The organism is Schumannella sp. 10F1B-5-1, from assembly GCF_006517535.1.
GTDB lineage: Bacteria > Actinomycetota > Actinomycetes > Actinomycetales > Microbacteriaceae > Schumannella.
Genome location: NZ_VHQH01000039.1, coordinates 440,776 through 455,938 on the forward strand (window position 1 = coordinate 440,776; position 15,163 = coordinate 455,938).

General features: G+C 70.5%; 13 protein-coding genes. 3 read left to right on the plus strand and 10 right to left on the minus strand.

Features of this window, described 5'->3' with window-relative positions; all coding sequences use genetic code 11:
- Position 1 precedes the first annotated feature (1 nt).
- From zwf to pgl, 3 genes are read left to right on the plus strand one after another with little or no spacing between them, the layout of a single operon-like run.
- Entirely contained in the window at positions 2 to 1,564 is a 1,563-nt protein-coding gene (gene zwf / locus FJ658_RS12825; protein WP_141145754.1) for a glucose-6-phosphate dehydrogenase, read from the plus strand.
- Positions 1,561 to 2,562, plus strand: coding sequence for a glucose-6-phosphate dehydrogenase assembly protein OpcA (locus tag FJ658_RS12830; RefSeq protein ID WP_141145755.1), 1,002 nt, complete (start codon positions 1,561 to 1,563; stop codon positions 2,560 to 2,562). Before zwf ends, FJ658_RS12830 begins: the two co-directional genes overlap by 4 nt.
- Positions 2,559 to 3,362, plus strand: coding sequence for a 6-phosphogluconolactonase (pgl, locus tag FJ658_RS12835; RefSeq protein ID WP_141145756.1), 804 nt, complete (start codon positions 2,559 to 2,561; stop codon positions 3,360 to 3,362). Before FJ658_RS12830 ends, pgl begins: the two co-directional genes overlap by 4 nt.
- Before the next feature lie 114 nt (positions 3,363 to 3,476).
- Here pgl and FJ658_RS12840 read toward each other — a convergent pair whose 3' ends face one another.
- The 10 genes from FJ658_RS12840 to uvrA all read right to left on the minus strand — a co-directional run bounded on the left by FJ658_RS12840 (position 3,477) and on the right by uvrA (position 15,114).
- Positions 3,477 to 3,842 (minus strand): RNA polymerase-binding protein RbpA, encoded by a 366-nt coding sequence (locus FJ658_RS12840; RefSeq protein WP_141145757.1) that lies wholly within the window; start codon positions 3,840 to 3,842, stop codon positions 3,477 to 3,479.
- A 53-nt stretch (positions 3,843 to 3,895) separates the two neighbouring features.
- Positions 3,896 to 4,147, minus strand: coding sequence for a preprotein translocase subunit SecG (gene secG / locus FJ658_RS12845; RefSeq protein WP_141145758.1), 252 nt, complete (start codon positions 4,145 to 4,147; stop codon positions 3,896 to 3,898).
- 123 nt (positions 4,148 to 4,270) lie between these two features.
- A complete protein-coding gene (gene tpiA / locus FJ658_RS12850) occupies positions 4,271 to 5,059 on the minus strand; it encodes a triose-phosphate isomerase (RefSeq protein ID WP_141145759.1) in 789 nt (262 codons plus the stop codon).
- Positions 5,050 to 6,258 (minus strand): phosphoglycerate kinase, encoded by a 1,209-nt coding sequence (pgk, locus tag FJ658_RS12855; protein ID WP_141145760.1) that lies wholly within the window; start codon positions 6,256 to 6,258, stop codon positions 5,050 to 5,052. The genes tpiA and pgk overlap by 10 nt, the downstream gene beginning before the upstream one ends.
- 60 nt (positions 6,259 to 6,318) lie before the next feature.
- Positions 6,319 to 7,323, minus strand: a complete 1,005-nt coding sequence (gene gap / locus FJ658_RS12860; RefSeq protein WP_141145761.1) for a type I glyceraldehyde-3-phosphate dehydrogenase — start codon at positions 7,321 to 7,323, stop codon at positions 6,319 to 6,321.
- Between the two features lie 87 nt (positions 7,324 to 7,410).
- Positions 7,411 to 8,037, minus strand: coding sequence for a superoxide dismutase (locus FJ658_RS12865; protein ID WP_141145762.1), 627 nt, complete (start codon positions 8,035 to 8,037; stop codon positions 7,411 to 7,413).
- A 134-nt stretch (positions 8,038 to 8,171) separates the two neighbouring features.
- Positions 8,172 to 9,149 carry a DNA-binding protein WhiA gene (whiA, locus tag FJ658_RS12870; protein WP_141145763.1) on the minus strand — a complete coding sequence of 326 codons (978 nt, stop codon included), beginning with the start codon at positions 9,147 to 9,149 and terminating at the stop codon, positions 8,172 to 8,174.
- Positions 9,150 to 9,218: 69 nt separating this feature from the next.
- Positions 9,219 to 10,112, minus strand: a complete 894-nt coding sequence (gene rapZ / locus FJ658_RS12875) for an RNase adapter RapZ (RefSeq protein ID WP_141145764.1) — start codon at positions 10,110 to 10,112, stop codon at positions 9,219 to 9,221.
- Positions 10,109 to 12,211 (minus strand): excinuclease ABC subunit UvrC, encoded by a 2,103-nt coding sequence (gene uvrC / locus FJ658_RS12880; protein WP_141145765.1) that lies wholly within the window; start codon positions 12,209 to 12,211, stop codon positions 10,109 to 10,111. The genes rapZ and uvrC overlap by 4 nt, the downstream gene beginning before the upstream one ends.
- The gene (uvrA, locus tag FJ658_RS12885) at positions 12,211 to 15,114 is read right to left on the minus strand and encodes an excinuclease ABC subunit UvrA (RefSeq protein ID WP_141145766.1); all 2,904 of its coding nucleotides are present in this window, start codon (positions 15,112 to 15,114) and stop codon (positions 12,211 to 12,213) included. The genes uvrC and uvrA overlap by 1 nt, the downstream gene beginning before the upstream one ends.
- Positions 15,115 to 15,163 lie beyond the last annotated feature (49 nt).

Below are 15,163 nucleotides of genomic sequence, written 5' to 3' on the forward strand. Positions count from 1 at the left end.
CATGGCCCCTGCTGAGATCACCCCGGAGTCGAATCCGCTCCGGGTCTCCTACGACCGGCGCCTGAACCGGATCGCGGGGCCCAGCGGCCTCGTCATCTTCGGCGTCACCGGCGATCTGTCGCGCAAGAAGCTCATGCCGGCGGTCTACGACCTCGCCAACCGCGGTCTGCTGCCGCCGGGCTTCGCGCTCGTCGGCTTCGCGCGTCGCGACTGGGAGGACCAGGACTTCGCCCAGGTCGTGCACGACGCCGTCAAGCAGCACGCGCGCACCAAGTTCGACGAGGACGTCTGGGCGCAGCTCGCCCAGGGCATCCGCTTCGTGCAGGGCGAGTTCGACGACGACGCGGCCTTCGACCGCCTCAAGGAGACGCTCGACGAGCTCGACCGCGACCGCGGCACGATGGGCAACCACGCGTTCTACCTGTCGATCCCGCCGAAGTCGTTCCCCCAGGTCACCGAGCAGCTGCGCCGCAGCGGCCTCGCCGAGCCCAAGGGAGGCGAGAACGGCGAGCCCGGCCAGTGGCGTCGCGTCGTGATCGAGAAGCCCTTCGGCTCCGATCTGAAGACCGCCCGCGAGCTGAACGCCGTCGTCGAGTCGGTGTTCCCGCCCGACTCGGTGTTCCGCATCGACCACTACCTGGGCAAGGAGACGGTGCAGAACATCCTGGCTCTGCGCTTCGCCAACCAGCTCTACGAGCCCATCTGGAACGCCAACTACGTCGACCACGTGCAGATCACGATGGCCGAGGACATCGGCGTCGGCGGGCGTGCCGGCTACTACGACGGCATCGGCGCGGCCCGCGACGTCATCCAGAACCACCTGCTGCAGCTCTTCGCGCTGACGGCGATGGAGGAGCCGGTGTCGTTCGACGCCGCCGACCTGCGCGCCGAGAAGGAGAAGGTGCTCTCGGCCGTGCACCTCGATGAGGACCTGTCGAAGGCCACGGCCCGCGGACAGTACTCGGGCGGATGGCAGGGCGGCGAGAAGGTCGTCGGCTTCCTCGACGAAGACGGCATGAACCCGGAGTCGGTCACCGAGACCTACGCCGCGATCAAGCTCAACGTGGACACCCGCCGGTGGGCCGGGGTGCCGTTCTACCTGCGCGCCGGCAAGCGCCTCGGACGCCGCGTGACCGAGATCGCCGTCGTGTTCAAGCGCGCGCCGCAGTACCTCTTCGCCGAGGAGCAGACCTCGGCGCTCGGCCAGAACGCGCTCGTCATCCGCGTGCAGCCCGATGAGGGCGTCACGCTGCGCTTCGGCTCGAAGGTGCCGGGGGCGGGCATGCAGGTGCGCGACGTCACGATGGACTTCGGCTACGGCCACGCCTTCACCGAGGCGAGCCCCGAGGCCTACGAGCGCCTCATCCTGGATGTGCTGCTCGGCGACCCGCCGCTGTTCCCGCGCCACCAGGAGGTGGAGCTGAGCTGGAAGATCCTCGACCCGATCGAGGAGTTCTGGGCCGCGCAGGGCGGACCGCTCGAGCAGTACAAGCCCGGCACGTGGGGGCCGTCGGAAGCCGACGATCTCCTCGCCCGCGACGGACGTGTCTGGAGGCGCCCGTGATCGTCGATCTGCCCAACACCACGACGAGCGCGGTCTCGAAGGCGCTCGTGTCGATCCGCGAGGAGGGCGGCGCCGTCGCCCTCGGCCGCGTGCTGACGCTCGTGATCTCGACCGTGCTCGGCGAGGAGGAGGAGGCCATCGAGGCCGCCAACGACGCCTCGCGCGAGCACCCGATGCGCGTCATCGTCGTGTCGCTCGGCCCCGACGCCCGCACGGGCGTCAAGACGGCCGCCCCGGCCGGAGCCGAGATCCAGGACGCGCGTCTCGACGCGCAGATCCGGGTCGGCGGCGACGCCGGTGCGAGCGAGGTCATCGTGCTGCGCGCCTACGGCGACGCCGCGTCGGACGAGGAGGGGCTCGTCACGAGCCTGCTGCTGCCCGACGCGCCCGTCGTCGTGTGGTGGCCGCACGTGACCCCCGAGAACCCGAGCGAGTCGCCGCTGGGCCGCATCGCCCAGCGCCGCATCACCGACTCGGCCACGGCCGACGACCCGAACACGTCCATCGAGCGTCTCGCCGCGACCTACCGCCCCGGCGACACCGACTTCGCCTGGACGCGCCTGACGCTGTGGCGGGCCCAGCTCGCCGCGGTGCTCGACCAGCCGCCCTTCGAGCCGGTCACCTCGATCCAGGTCGAGGGCGCCGCGCAGTCGCCGTCGACCGAGCTGCTGGCCGCCTGGCTCGGACTGCAGCTCGACGCGGAGGTGACGCTCGAGCTGGCCGGTCCCGGTCACGGCTCCAGCGGCATCCACAAGGTCGTGCTGAACCGCCCGTCGGGCGAGGTGCGCCTCGAGCGCATCACCGCGACGGTCGCGAGCCTCGTGCAGCCGGGACAGCCGACGCACGACATCTCGCTCCCCCGCCGCAGTCTGCGCGACTGCCTGGCAGAGGAGCTGCGCCGCCTCGACCCGGACGAGCTGTTCGGCGAGGTCGTGCAGACCGGCGTCGGCCGCCTCGAGCGCCGACTCGGCACCACCGTGGGAGGAGACCGGGCGTGACCAACGAGCGGCGGGTGCTGGTTCACCCCGACAAGGCGTCGCTGGCCGGCAGCGTCGCCGCGCGCTTCATCACCAAGATCATCGACGTGCTCGAGGAGCAGGGCTCGGCCCATGTGTCGCTCACGGGCGGCAGCATGGGCGAGGCCGTGCTCAGCGCGATCCGCGACTCCGCCGCACGGCAGAGCGTCGACTGGTCGAAGATCACCTTCTGGTGGAGTGACGAGCGCTACCTGCCGCGCGGCGACCCGGATCGCAACGACACCCAGGCGAAGGCCGCTCTGCTGGATGCGCTGGGGCTCGATCCCGCGCAGATCAAGTCCGCGCCCGCTCCCGGCGAGCACGCCACGATCGAGGAGGCCGCGGAGGCCTACGCGGCGGAGCTGAAGGCGGCGGCGCCCGAGGGCGCCGAGCACCCGCGCTTCGACGTGCTCTTCCTCGGCGTCGGCCCCGACGGGCACATCGCGTCGCTCTTCCCCGAGCGCGCGGCCGTGCATGTCACCGACCGCACGGTCGTGGCCGAGACCGACTCCCCCAAGCCGCCGCCGGAGCGCCTCAGCTTCACGCTGCCGGTGATCAACGCCGCCGACCGCATCTGGCTCGTGCTCGCGGGCGCCGACAAGGCCGGTGCACTCGGGCTGGCTCTGGCCGGCGCGAGCATCTCCGATGTGCCGGCCGCCGGCGCCGAGGGGCGCAAGCGCACGGTGTTCTTCGTCGACCAGGATGCCGCGGCCGAGGTGCCCGAGGATCTGATCACCCCCGAGCAGTTCTGGACGGCGGCGCACGCGGTCGACCCGCTCTGAGCCGGCGCTGCGACCGCGCGCAGCACGCACCACGCAGCACGCACGCGAAAGGCCCGGATCCGTGAGGATCCGGGCCTTCGTCGTCGGGGCTGCGCTCGCTCCGGCGCGCAGCGCTCAGGACGCGGCGCTGGTGCCGCGACGGGCGCGCAGCTGCTGCAGCGCCTCCTCGAGGAGCTGAGCGGCCTCCTCGTCGGTGCGACGCTCCTTCACGTAGGCGAGGTGCGTCTTGTAGGGCTCGTTCTTCGCCATCTGCGGCGGGTTCGCCTTGTCGCGACCGGCCGGCAGACCCGAGCTCGGGCTGTCGATGGTCTCGGGGATCTCCTCGGCCGGCACGTTCGCGGCGAAGTAGCGCACGGTCTCGTTGCCGAGCGCATCCCAGTAGGACACGGCGACGCGCTCCGCGTGATAGCCGCGGTCCTGCTCGCCCATGGGTCCGGATCCGACACGGGATCCGCGGATGGCACTGCCTCCGGTAGCCACTGATGCTCCTTGCTCCGTCGCCGCGCGACGGATGCTCGATCGGGTGGCCGGGCTTACGCGCCGGCGTCGAACTTGGTGATGAGGCCCAGCACGATCACCGACGCGACCCAGACGAGTCCGAGCACGACGGTGATGCGGTTGAGGTTGCGCTCCGCGACGCCCGAGGCGCCGAGGTTCGAGGTGACGCCGCCGCCGAACATGTCCGACAGACCGCCACCGCGACCGCGGTGCAGCAGGATGAGCAGGGTCAGCAGGAGGCTCGTGATGCCGAGCACCACCTGCACGATGACCTGGAGGATTTCCACGCGAGACCTTTCCTGTGCTTCCGGGCGCGAAGAGGCGCCGGAATGCCAGCGTTCAGTATAGGCGACGGGCCGCGCGCCGAGGCGACGCGTCCCGCCGATGCCATGAGGCAGGTGAGCCGGAGCTCAGACGCCCACGTGGCTCTTGAAGCGCACGATCGCGGCGAACTCGTCGACCTGCAGGCTCGCGCCGCCGACCAGGGCGCCGTCGACGTCCTTCTCGCGCAGGAAGCCGGCGATGTTGCCCGACTTGACCGAGCCGCCGTACAGGATGCGCGTCGACTCCGCGGCCTCGGCGCCGAGCTCCTCGGCGACGACGGCGCGCAGCGCCTCGCAGACCTGCTGGGCCTGCTGCGCCGTGGCGGCCTGGCCGGAGCCGATGGCCCAGACCGGCTCGTAGGCCACGACGATCTCCGAGGCCTTGAGCGCGCCGCCGAGGGCGGTGCGCAGCTGGGCGACCGGCACGGCGCTGGGGCCGTGCTGCTCGAGGTCGTCGGCGGTCTCGCCCACGCAGATCACGGGCACGATGCCGTGACGGTGCGACGCGGCGACCTTCTCGGCGATGAGCTCGTCGGTCTCGCCGTGGTACTGGCGGCGCTCCGAGTGGCCGATGATGACGTACTTGGCGCCCAGGGCGGCGAGGAACGCGCCCGAGGTCTCGCCGGTGTACGCGCCCGAGTCGTGCGCCGAGACGTCCTGCCCGCCGTAGGCGAGCGAGTACTTGTCGGCGGCGGCCAGCGTCTGCACCGAGCGCAGGTCGGTGAACGGCGGGAAGACCGCGACCTCCGCGTCGGCGTAGTCGTGGTTGCCCTCTTCGAGCTTCCAGTGCAGCTTCTGCACGAAGGCGATCGCCTGCAGGTGGTCGAGGTTCATCTTCCAGTTGCCTGCGATGAACGGGGTGCGCTTCACTGCCATCCGAGGACCTCCAGTCCGGGGAGCTTCTTGCCCTCGAGGAATTCCAGGCTCGCTCCGCCGCCTGTCGAGATGTGTCCGAACTGTTCGTCGTCGAAGCCGAGCGTGCGCACGGCCGCGGCGGAGTCTCCGCCGCCGACGACGCCGAGACCCGAGACCCGGGTCAGCGCCTCGGCGACCGCCTTCGTGCCGGCCGCGAATGGCGCGAGCTCGAAGACGCCCATGGGCCCGTTCCAGAACACCGTGCGCGAGCGCTCGACGACGGCCGCGAAGGCCTTCGCCGTCTCGGGCCCGATGTCGAGGCCGAGTCCCTCGGCGCCGAACGGGGTGTCCTCGATCGCGTCGGCGGAGGTCACGACGTGCTCCGCGTCGGCGCCGAACTTCGAGGCCACCACGACGTCGGTGGGGATGATCAGCTCGACGCCGCGCTCCTCCGCCTCCTTCAGGTAGCCCTTCACGGTCTCGATCTGGTCGGCCTCGAGCAGGCTCTTGCCGACCTGGTGGCCCTGGGCCGCGAGGAAGGTGAAGAGCATGCCGCCGCCGATGAGCATCGCGTCGACGCGCGGCAGCAGGTGGCCGATCACGCCGAGCTTGTCGCTGACCTTCGAACCGCCGAGCACGACCGCGTAGGGCTTCTCGGGGTTCTCGGTGAGCCGGTCGAGCACGTCGAGCTCCGCGGCGATGAGCAGACCCGCCGCGCTCGGCAGCTGCTGCGCGAGCTCGTAGACGCTGGCCTGCTTGCGGTGCACGACGCCGAAGCCGTCGGAGACGAGCACGTCGCCGAGCTCGGCGAGCTGCGCCGCGAAGGCCGCGCGCTCGTCGTCGGCCTTGGCGGTCTCGCCCGCGTTGAACCGCAGATTCTCGAGCAGCACGACACGCGCGCCGCTGTCGACGGCCGCGCGGGCGCTGTCGCCGACGGTGTCGTCGGCGAAGCGCACGTCCTCACCGAGCAGCTCGCCGAGTCGCGCGGCGACGGGAGCGAGGCTGTACTTCGGGTCAGGCGCGCCGTCGGGGCGGCCCAGGTGCGACATCGCGATGACGGTGGCGCCGGCCTCGACCAGCGCCTGGATGGTGGGCACCGACGCGCGCACGCGGCCGTCGTCGGTGATCACGCCGTCCTTGAGCGGCACGTTGAGGTCGCACCGCAGAAGGACCTTCGTGCCCGCGAGAGCGCCGAGGCTCTCGATCGTGCGAAGAGCCATGCTCTCCCTTTCTGCAGAGAGAGCCCGGAGCCCTGACGGGCTCCGGGCTCTCCAGTCGGATCAGAGACGCGCGGCGACGAACTCGGCGAGGTCGACGAGGCGGTTCGAGTAGCCCCACTCGTTGTCGTACCACGAGGTCAGCTTGACCTGGTTGCCGATCACGCGCAGCAGGCCCGCGTCGAAGATCGACGAGTGCGGGTCGCTGACGATGTCGCTCGAGACGATCTCGTCTTCGGTGTACTTGAGGATGCCCTTGAGCGGGCCCTCGGCGGCGGCCTTGTAGGCGGCCTTGACCTCGTCGACCGTGACCTCGCGCGAGGCGGTGACGGTGAGGTCGGTGACCGAGCCGGTGGGCACGGGAACGCGGAGAGCGAAGCCGTCGAGCTTGCCGACGAGCTCGGGCAGCACGAGGCCGATGGCCTTGGCGGCGCCGGTCGAGGTCGGCACGATGTTGACGGCGGCGGCGCGGGCGCGACGCAGGTCGCTGTGCGGGCCGTCCTGCAGGTTCTGGTCGGCGGTGTACGCGTGCACCGTCGTCATCAGGCCGCGCTCGATGCCGAAGGTGTCGTTGAAGACCTTGGCGAGGGGCGCGAGGCAGTTCGTCGTGCACGAGGCGTTCGACAGGATGTGCATGGTCGCCGGGTCGTACTCCGACTCGTTGACGCCCATGACGAAGGTGCCGTCCTCGCCCGAGGCGGGGGCCGAGATGATGACCTTCTTCGCGCCGCCGGCGATGTGCTTCTTGGCGTCGTCGGCCTTGGTGAAGCGGCCGGTCGACTCGATGACGATGTCGACGCCCAGCTCGCCCCAGGGCAGGTTCGCGGGGTCGCGCTCCTCGAAGACCTTGATGGCCTTGCCGTCGACGTAGATGTTGGCCTCGTCGTAGGTGACCTCGGCGTCGAGACGGCCGGTGATCGAGTCGTACTTCAGGAGGTGCGCGAGCGTCTTGTTGTCCGTGAGGTCGTTGACGGCGACGATCTCGAGGTCGCTGCCCTTGGCGAGGGCGGCACGGAAGTAGTTGCGACCGATTCGGCCGAAGCCGTTGATACCGATCTTGACGGACATGGTTCTCCTTGAGCTCGTGCGTGACGGCGGTGGGGGGTGGTGGTAGAAGGTCGGGGGAACCGGGCCTGAGCCCGGTTCCCGGACCGCTTACGACAGTACCAGCAGGCCCTCGGTCTTCTGACGGGCGGCGTCGAGGCGGGCGGCCACGTTCTGCCAGTTCGCGATGTTCCAGATCGCCTTCACGTAGTCGGCCTTGACGTTCAGGTAGTCGAGGTAGAACGCGTGCTCCCACATGTCGATCTGGAAGATCGGGGTGAGGCCCAGGTTCGTGTTGCCCTGCTGGTCGAACAGCTGCTCGATGATGAGCTTCTGGCCGATCGGGTCCCAGCCGAGCACGGCCCAGCCGGAGCCCTGGATGCCGGTCGCGGCGGCCGTGAAGTGCGCCTGGAACTTGTCGAACGAGCCGAAGTCGTTCTCGATCGCGGCCTTCAGCTCGCCGTCGGGCTCGCCGCCGCCCTCGGGCGACAGGTTCGTCCAGAAGATCGAGTGGTTGACGTGCCCGCCGAGGTTGAAGGCGAGGTCCTTCGAGAGCTTGTTGACGTTGGCGAGGTCGCCGCTGTCGCGGGCCTCGGCGAGCTTCTCGAGGGCGGTGTTGGCGCCCGCCACGTAGGTGGCGTGGTGCTTGTCGTGGTGCAGCTCCATGATCTTGCCGCTGATGTGCGGCTCGAGCGCGGCGAAGTCGTACGGGAGCTCAGGGAGCGTGTACTGGGCCATTCGGATGTCATCTCCTCGGGGATCGATCCGGATGCCAGTTCGAACTGCATCCGGCTTCTTCTTTCACAGTAGTGAAAGCCGCGACCCCTTTCAGGGATTCCGTGAACGACGTCCAGAGAACTCCCGGTGCGCGCCTACTCGGCTCCCGGAGGCACGTTGGCCTCGGTGCCGGGGATGCCGCGGTCGGTCGCTTCCTTGTCGGCCATCGCGAGCAGGCGGCGGATGCGGCCGGCGACCGCATCCTTCGTCATCGGCGGGTCGGCGTGGTGGCCGAGTTCGTCGAGGCTCGCGTCGCGGTGCGCGAGGCGCAGCGCGCCGGCGTAGCGGAGGTGCTCGGGCACCCCGTCGCCGAGGATCTCGAGGGCGCGCTCGACGCGGGCGCAGGCGGCGACGGCGGCCTGCGCCGAGCGGCGCAGGTTCGCGTCGTCGAAGTTGACGAGGCGGTTGGCGGTGGCGCGCACCTCGCGGCGCTGGCGCATCTCCTCCCACTCGTCGACCGTGTTGCCGGCGCCCATGAGGCGCAGCATCGCCGAGATGGCCTCGCCGTCGCGCACGACGACGCGGTGGATGCCGCGCACCTCGCGCGCCTTCGCCGGGATGCGCAGACGACCGGCCGCGCCGACGAGGGCCATCGCGGCCTCGTTGCCCGGGCAGACGACCTCGAGCGCGGCCGAGCGGCCGGGATCGGTGAGCGTGCCCGCGGCGAGGAAGGCGCCGCGCCAGATGGCCGCGAGCTCCTCGCGGGAGCCGGTGGTGAGGCGGTTCGGGAGTCCGCGGATGGGGCGGCGGCGCGCATCCATCAGCCCGGTCTGGCGGGCCAGGGTCTCGCCGCCGTCGATCACGCGCACGACGAAGCTCTCGCCCTTGCTGCGGCCGCCGCCGGCGCCGATCGAGGCGACCTCGCTGCGCACGCCGTAGAGCTCAGCCAGATCCTTGCGCACGCGGCGCGCGATCGCGGGCGTGTCGACCTCGGACTCGACCGCGATGCGGCCGGAGATGATGTGCAGCCCGCCCGAGAAGCGCAGCAGCGACGCCAGCTCGGCGGCGCGGACCGTGTTCTTGCCGACCTGCACGGCGGTCAGCTCGTCCTTCACATCGGACGTCAATGCCACGCCGGGTCCTCTCTCGCGGGATGTCAGGGGAAGTGCGGCGCGCGGGCGCCGCGGTGCTGGGGTGGGCTGCTACTCGCGGCCCAGATCGCGGTGCTTCACGGTCACCGACACATCCGGTGCGGTGCGGAGCCTGCGGGCGATCTCCTCGGCCATCGCGACCGAGCGGTGCTTTCCGCCGGTGCAGCCGACAGCGATCGTAGCGTGTCGTTTGTTCTCGCGGAGATACCCCGCGAGCTGCGGCTCGAGCGCCGCCACATAGCGCTCGGCGAACTCGAGCGCGCCTTCCTGGCCGAGCACGTAGTCGGAGACCTCGGGGTCGAGTCCGGTGTGCTCGCGCAGCCCCGGAACCCAGAACGGATTCGGCAGGAAGCGCACGTCGGCGACGTTGTCGGCATCGGCGGGCAGGCCGTACTTGAAGCCGAAGGTGAGCAGGATCAGCCGCAGGCGCACCGCGTTTTCGGCCGTGAAGCGCTCGGCCGTCTCGCGCGCGAGCTGGTGGATGTTGAGGTCGGAGGTGTCGATCAGCACGTCGCTGGTCGAGCGCAGCTCGGCCATGCGCGCACGCTCGGCGTGGATGCCGTCAAGCAGCGTGCCCTCGCCCTGGAGCGGATGCGGTCGCCGCACCTGCTCGAAGCGGCGCACGAGCGCGGCGTCGCTGGCGTCGAGGAACACGACGCGCACCTCGGCCATCGAGCGCAGCTCGTCGATCGCCTGCTGCACGTCGGAGAACAGCCGGCCGCCGCGCACGTCGACGACGGCGGCGACCTTCGGGACCGCGTCGGCCGCGTGGCCGGAGAGGTCGGCGAGCGGTCGCAGCATCTGCGGTGGGAGGTTGTCGACGACGTACCAGCCCAGGTCCTCGAGGGCGTTGGCGACCGTGGAGCGGCCCGCCCCCGACATCCCCGTGACGATGAGGATCTCGCGCTCGTCGGGACTGCTGGTGCTGTGGCCGCTGTCGGTCATGGCTCCCCGGGGCTGCTGTCGTGGTCCGCGGTCGCGGGTACGGCATCCGCCGTTCCCCGCGTGCCCAGCCTAGCCGCGATGGTCGCGGCGAGAGCCGGGCCGATGCCCTTGACCTCGCCGATCGCATCGGCGTCGGCGGCGCGCAGGCGGGTCACCGAGCCGAAGTGCTTGAGCAGCGCCGTCACGCGGGTCGGCCCGAGGCCGGGGATGCCGCTCAGCTCGGTCTGGATGCCGCCCTTGCGCTTCTGCCGCTGGAAGGTGATGGCGAAGCGGTGGGCCTCGTCGCGCACCCGCTGCAGCAGGAACAGCGCCTCGCTGTTGCGCGGCAGGATGACCGGGTAGTCGCTGCCGGGCAGCCAGATCTCCTCGAGGCGCTTGGCGAGCCCGGCCAGCGGGATGTCGTCGGCGCCGGCATCGCGCAGGGCGCGGGCCGCCGCCTCGACCTGCGGCTGTCCGCCGTCGACGATGAGCAGGCCGGGACGGTAGGCGAAGCGCTTGCGCGGGCCCGTCGCCGTCTCGGCCGCGACGCGGTCGGCGATCTGCTCGGCGGAGGGCGCGGCGCCGTCGAGGTCGGACTCGGCCTCATCGGGATCCCCGCCGAGGCGCGCATCCACGTCGTCGTCGAAGCCGTCGACGTCGTCGTCGGCCTCGTCGCGGAGCTCGATCGTCGTGCCCCGCTCCCCCGGCGACCCGGGCTCGGGGTCGTCGTCCAAGTGGGCGAGGCGCCGCGACAGCACCTGGTAGAGCGCGGCCGTGTCGTCGGCGTACTCGGGCACCGAGAACTTGCGGTACTGGTTCTTGCGCGGCAGGCCGTCTTCGAACACGACCATCGACGCGACGATCCCGGTGCCGCCGAGGTGCGACACGTCGTAGCACTCGATGCGCAGCGGCGCCTCGGCCAGGCCGAGCGCGTCGCGGATGTCCTCGAGGGCCTGCGTGCGCGCCACGTAGTCGCCCGTGCGCCGCGTCTTGTAGAGCGCGAGCGCCTGCTTCGCGTTCATGGTCGCGGTCTCGAGCACCTGGCGCTTGTCGCCGCGCTGCGCCGTGCGGATGACGACCTGGCGACCGCCGCGTCGCTCCCCCAGCCACAGCTGCAGCGCCTCGACGTCGTCGGGCACCTCGGGCACGATGATCTCGCGCGGCGGCTCCTCGCGCTCGTAGGCGGTCTCGAGCACGCCGTCGACGAGCTCGCCGAGCGGCACGTCGAGCTCCTTGTCGACGACCCAGCTGCGCACACCGCGCACCCGCCCGCCGCGCACCACGAACTGCTGCACGGCCGCCGCGAGCTCGTCGTGCTCGATGCCGAACACGTCGGCGTCGACGCCGTCGGCCAGCACGACCGCGCTCTTCTCGAGCACGTTCTCGAGGGCCTGGATGCGGTCGCGCAGCTTGGCGGCCTCCTCGTAGTCCTGCATGCCCGCGGCATCCTTCATGTCCCGCTGCAGCCGGCCGATGATCGACCGGTCGTGGCTGGCCATGAAGGCGACGAACTGCTCGACGACGCGGCGGTGCTCCTCGATCGTGACCTTGTGCGAGCAGGGCCCGCCGCAGCGGCCGATCTGGCCGGGGAAGCAGGGCCGCCCGGTCTGCATCGCGCGCTTGTAGCTCGAGTCGGAGCAGGTGCGGATGGGGAACGCCTTCACCATCAGCTCGATCGTCTCGCGCACCGCCCAGATCTTCGGGTACGGCCCGAAGTAGCGGGCGCCCGGGATGCGGCGGTTGCGCGTCACCATGACGCGCGGCGCCTCGTCGGCCATCGTCACCGCGAGGTAGGGGTAGCTCTTGTCGTCGCGGAACTTGACGTTGAACGGCGGATCGAACTCCTTGATCCAGGTGTACTCGAGCTGCAGCGACTCGAAGTCGCTGCCGACGACGGTCCACTCGACGCTCGCCGCCGTCAGCACCATCGCGCGGGTGCGGTCGTGCAGGCTGCGCAGCGGCTGGAAGTAGTTCGCCAGCCGCTGGCGCAGGTTCTTCGCCTTGCCGACGTAGATCACGCGGCCCGACGGCGACCGGAAGCGGTAGACGCCCGGCTGGGTCGGGATCTCGCTCGGCTTCGGCCGCCACGGGATGGCGTCGGCGCGCTCGGGCCTCGCCATCAGCCGGCCTTCCGGCGACCCCGTCCCGCGGCCTCCGACTCGAGCAGCTCGGCGAGGAACCGCCCGGTGTGGCTGTCGGGGTTCTCGGCCACCTTCTCGGGCGTGCCCTCGGCGATCACCGTGCCGCCGCCCGAGCCGCCCTCCGGGCCCATGTCGACGAGCCAGTCGGCGCTCTTGATCACGTCGAGGTTGTGCTCGATCACGATGACCGTGTTGCCCTTGTCGACGAGGCCGTTGAGCACCAGCAGCAGCTTGCGCACATCCTCGAAGTGCAGACCCGTCGTCGGCTCGTCGAGCACGTAGATGCTGCGGCCGTTCGAGCGCTTCTGCAGCTCGGTCGCGAGCTTGACGCGCTGCGCCTCGCCGCCCGAGAGCGTCGTCGCCGACTGGCCGAGGCGCACGTAGCCGAGGCCGACATCCACCAGGGTCTTGAGGTAGCGGTGGATGGCCGTGATCGGCTCGAAGAACGTCGCGGCCTCCTCGATCGGCATGTCGAGCACCTCGGCGATGTTCTTGCCCTTGTAGTGCACCTGCAGGGTGTCGCGGTTGTAGCGCGCACCCTGGCACACCTCGCACGCGACGTAGACGTCGGGCAGGAAGTTCATCTCGATCTTGATCGTGCCGTCGCCCGAGCAGTTCTCGCAGCGCCCGCCCTTGACGTTGAAGCTGAAGCGGCCCGGCTGGTAGCCGCGCGACTTCGCCTCGATCGTCTCGCTGAACAGGGTGCGGATGCGGTCGAAGACGCCCGTGTAGGTGGCCGGGTTCGAACGCGGGGTGCGGCCGATGGGCGCCTGGTCGACGTGCACGACCTTGTCGAGCTGGTCGAGTCCGGTGACGCGCTTGTGCTTGCCCGGCACCTGCTTGGCGCCGTTGAGCGTGTTGGCGAGCACCTTGTAGAGGATGTCGTTGACGAGCGACGACTTGCCCGAGCCGCTGACGCCCGTGACGGCCACGAAGGCGCCGAGCGGGAACTTGACCGTGACATCCCGCAGGTTGTTGGCCGAGGCGCCCTCGACGGCGATCATGCGCTTGCGGTCGATCTTGCGGCGGCGCTCGGGCATCTCGATCGCGCGGCGGCCGGCGATGTAGTCGCCCGTGATCGACTTGCGGTTGTCGAGCAGCGCCTGGTAGCCGCCCGAGTGGATGACCTCGCCGCCGTGCTCGCCCGCGCCGGGGCCGATGTCGACGATCCAGTCGGCCGTGCGGATCGTGTCCTCATCGTGCTCGACGACGATGAGCGTGTTGCCGAGGTTCTTGAGCTTGACGAGGGTGTCGATCAGGCGACGGTTGTCGCGCTGGTGCAGGCCGATCGACGGCTCGTCGAGCACGTAGAGCACGCCTGTCAGACCCGAGCCGATCTGGGTGGCGAGACGGATGCGCTGGGCCTCGCCGCCCGACAGCGTCGCCGCCGCGCGGGCCAGGGTGAGGTAGCCGAGGCCGACCTCGAGCAGGAACTCGAGGCGCAGGCGGATCTCGCGCAGCACCTGCGCGGCGATGCGCGCCTGGCGCTCGGTCAGCTCGAGCGTCTGCATGAGCTGGTAGGCCTCGATCAGGCTGAGGTCGGTGACGGCCGAGATGCTGTGGCCGACGACCGTGACGGCGAGCACCTCGGGCTTGAGCCGCTGCCCGTCGCAGACGTGGCAGGGCACCTCGCGCAGGTACTCGCCGTAGCGCTGCTGCGACCAGTCGCTCTCGGCCTCCTGGTACTTGCGCTCGATGTAGGGCATGACGCCCTCGAAGCCGGTCGAGTACTTCATGGTGCGGCCGAAGCGGTTGCGCCACTGCACGACGACCTCGAAGTCGTTGCCGCGCAGGATGGCCTGCTGCACCTCGGTGCTGAGGTCGCGCCACGGGGTGTCGAGATCGAAGCCGAGGTCGCGGGCGAGGCCGCCGAGCAGGCGCTGGAAGTAGCTGTAGAGGCCCTTTCCGCCCTGGTTCCAGGGCAGGATGACGCCCTCGTTGAGCGTCAGCTCGGGGTCGCCGACGAGCAGGTCGGTGTCGACGGCCATCTTGGTGCCGAGGCCCGAGCACTCGGGGCAGGCGCCGAAGGGCGCGTTGAACGAGAAGGTGCGCGGCTCGATCTCGGTGAGCTGCAGCGGGTGGCCGTTGGGGCAGCTGAGCTTCTCGCTGAAGGTGCGGCGGCGGCCCTTCGCCTTCTCCTCGCGGTCGACGAAGTCGATCGTCACGAGCCCGTCGGTCAGGCGCAGCGCCGTCTCGAGCGAGTCGGTCAGGCGGCCGATGATGTCGTCAGCGGCGACGAGGCGGTCGACGACGACCGCGATGTCGTGCTTGTACGACTTCTTGAGCGTCGGCGGCTCGGTCAGCTGCACCATCTCGCCGTCGACGATCGCGCGGGAGTAGCCGCTCGCGCTGAGCTCGGCGAACAGGTCGACGAACTCGCCCTTCTTCTGGCTCACGACCTGGGCGAGCACCTGGTAGCGGGTGCCGGTCTCGAGCTCCATGAGCTGGTCGGCGATCTGCTGCACGGTCTGCTTCTGGATCGCCTCGCCGCAGACGGGGCAGTGCGGCTCGCCGACGCGGGCCCAGAGCAGGCGCATGTAGTCGTAGATCTCGGTGATCGTGCCGACGGTCGAGCGCGGGTTGCGGTTCGTCGACTTCTGGTCGATCGACACGGCCGGGCTCAGGCCCTCGATGAAGTCGACGTCGGGGCGGTCGACCTGGCCGAGGAACTGGCGGGCGTAGGCCGAGAGCGACTCGACGTAGCGGCGCTGGCCCTCGGCGAAGATCGTGTCGAAGGCGAGGCTCGACTTGCCCGAGCCGGAGAGGCCGGTGAAGACGACGAGCGAGTCCCGCGGGATCTCGAGGTCGACGTCCTTCAGATTGTGGACGCGGGCACCGCGGACGCTGAGTTTCGAGTTTCCGGGCACGGCAGAGATCGACACCCCGAGAGTCTACGAACGACCACCGACATCCGCCGGACGGTCCGCTCTC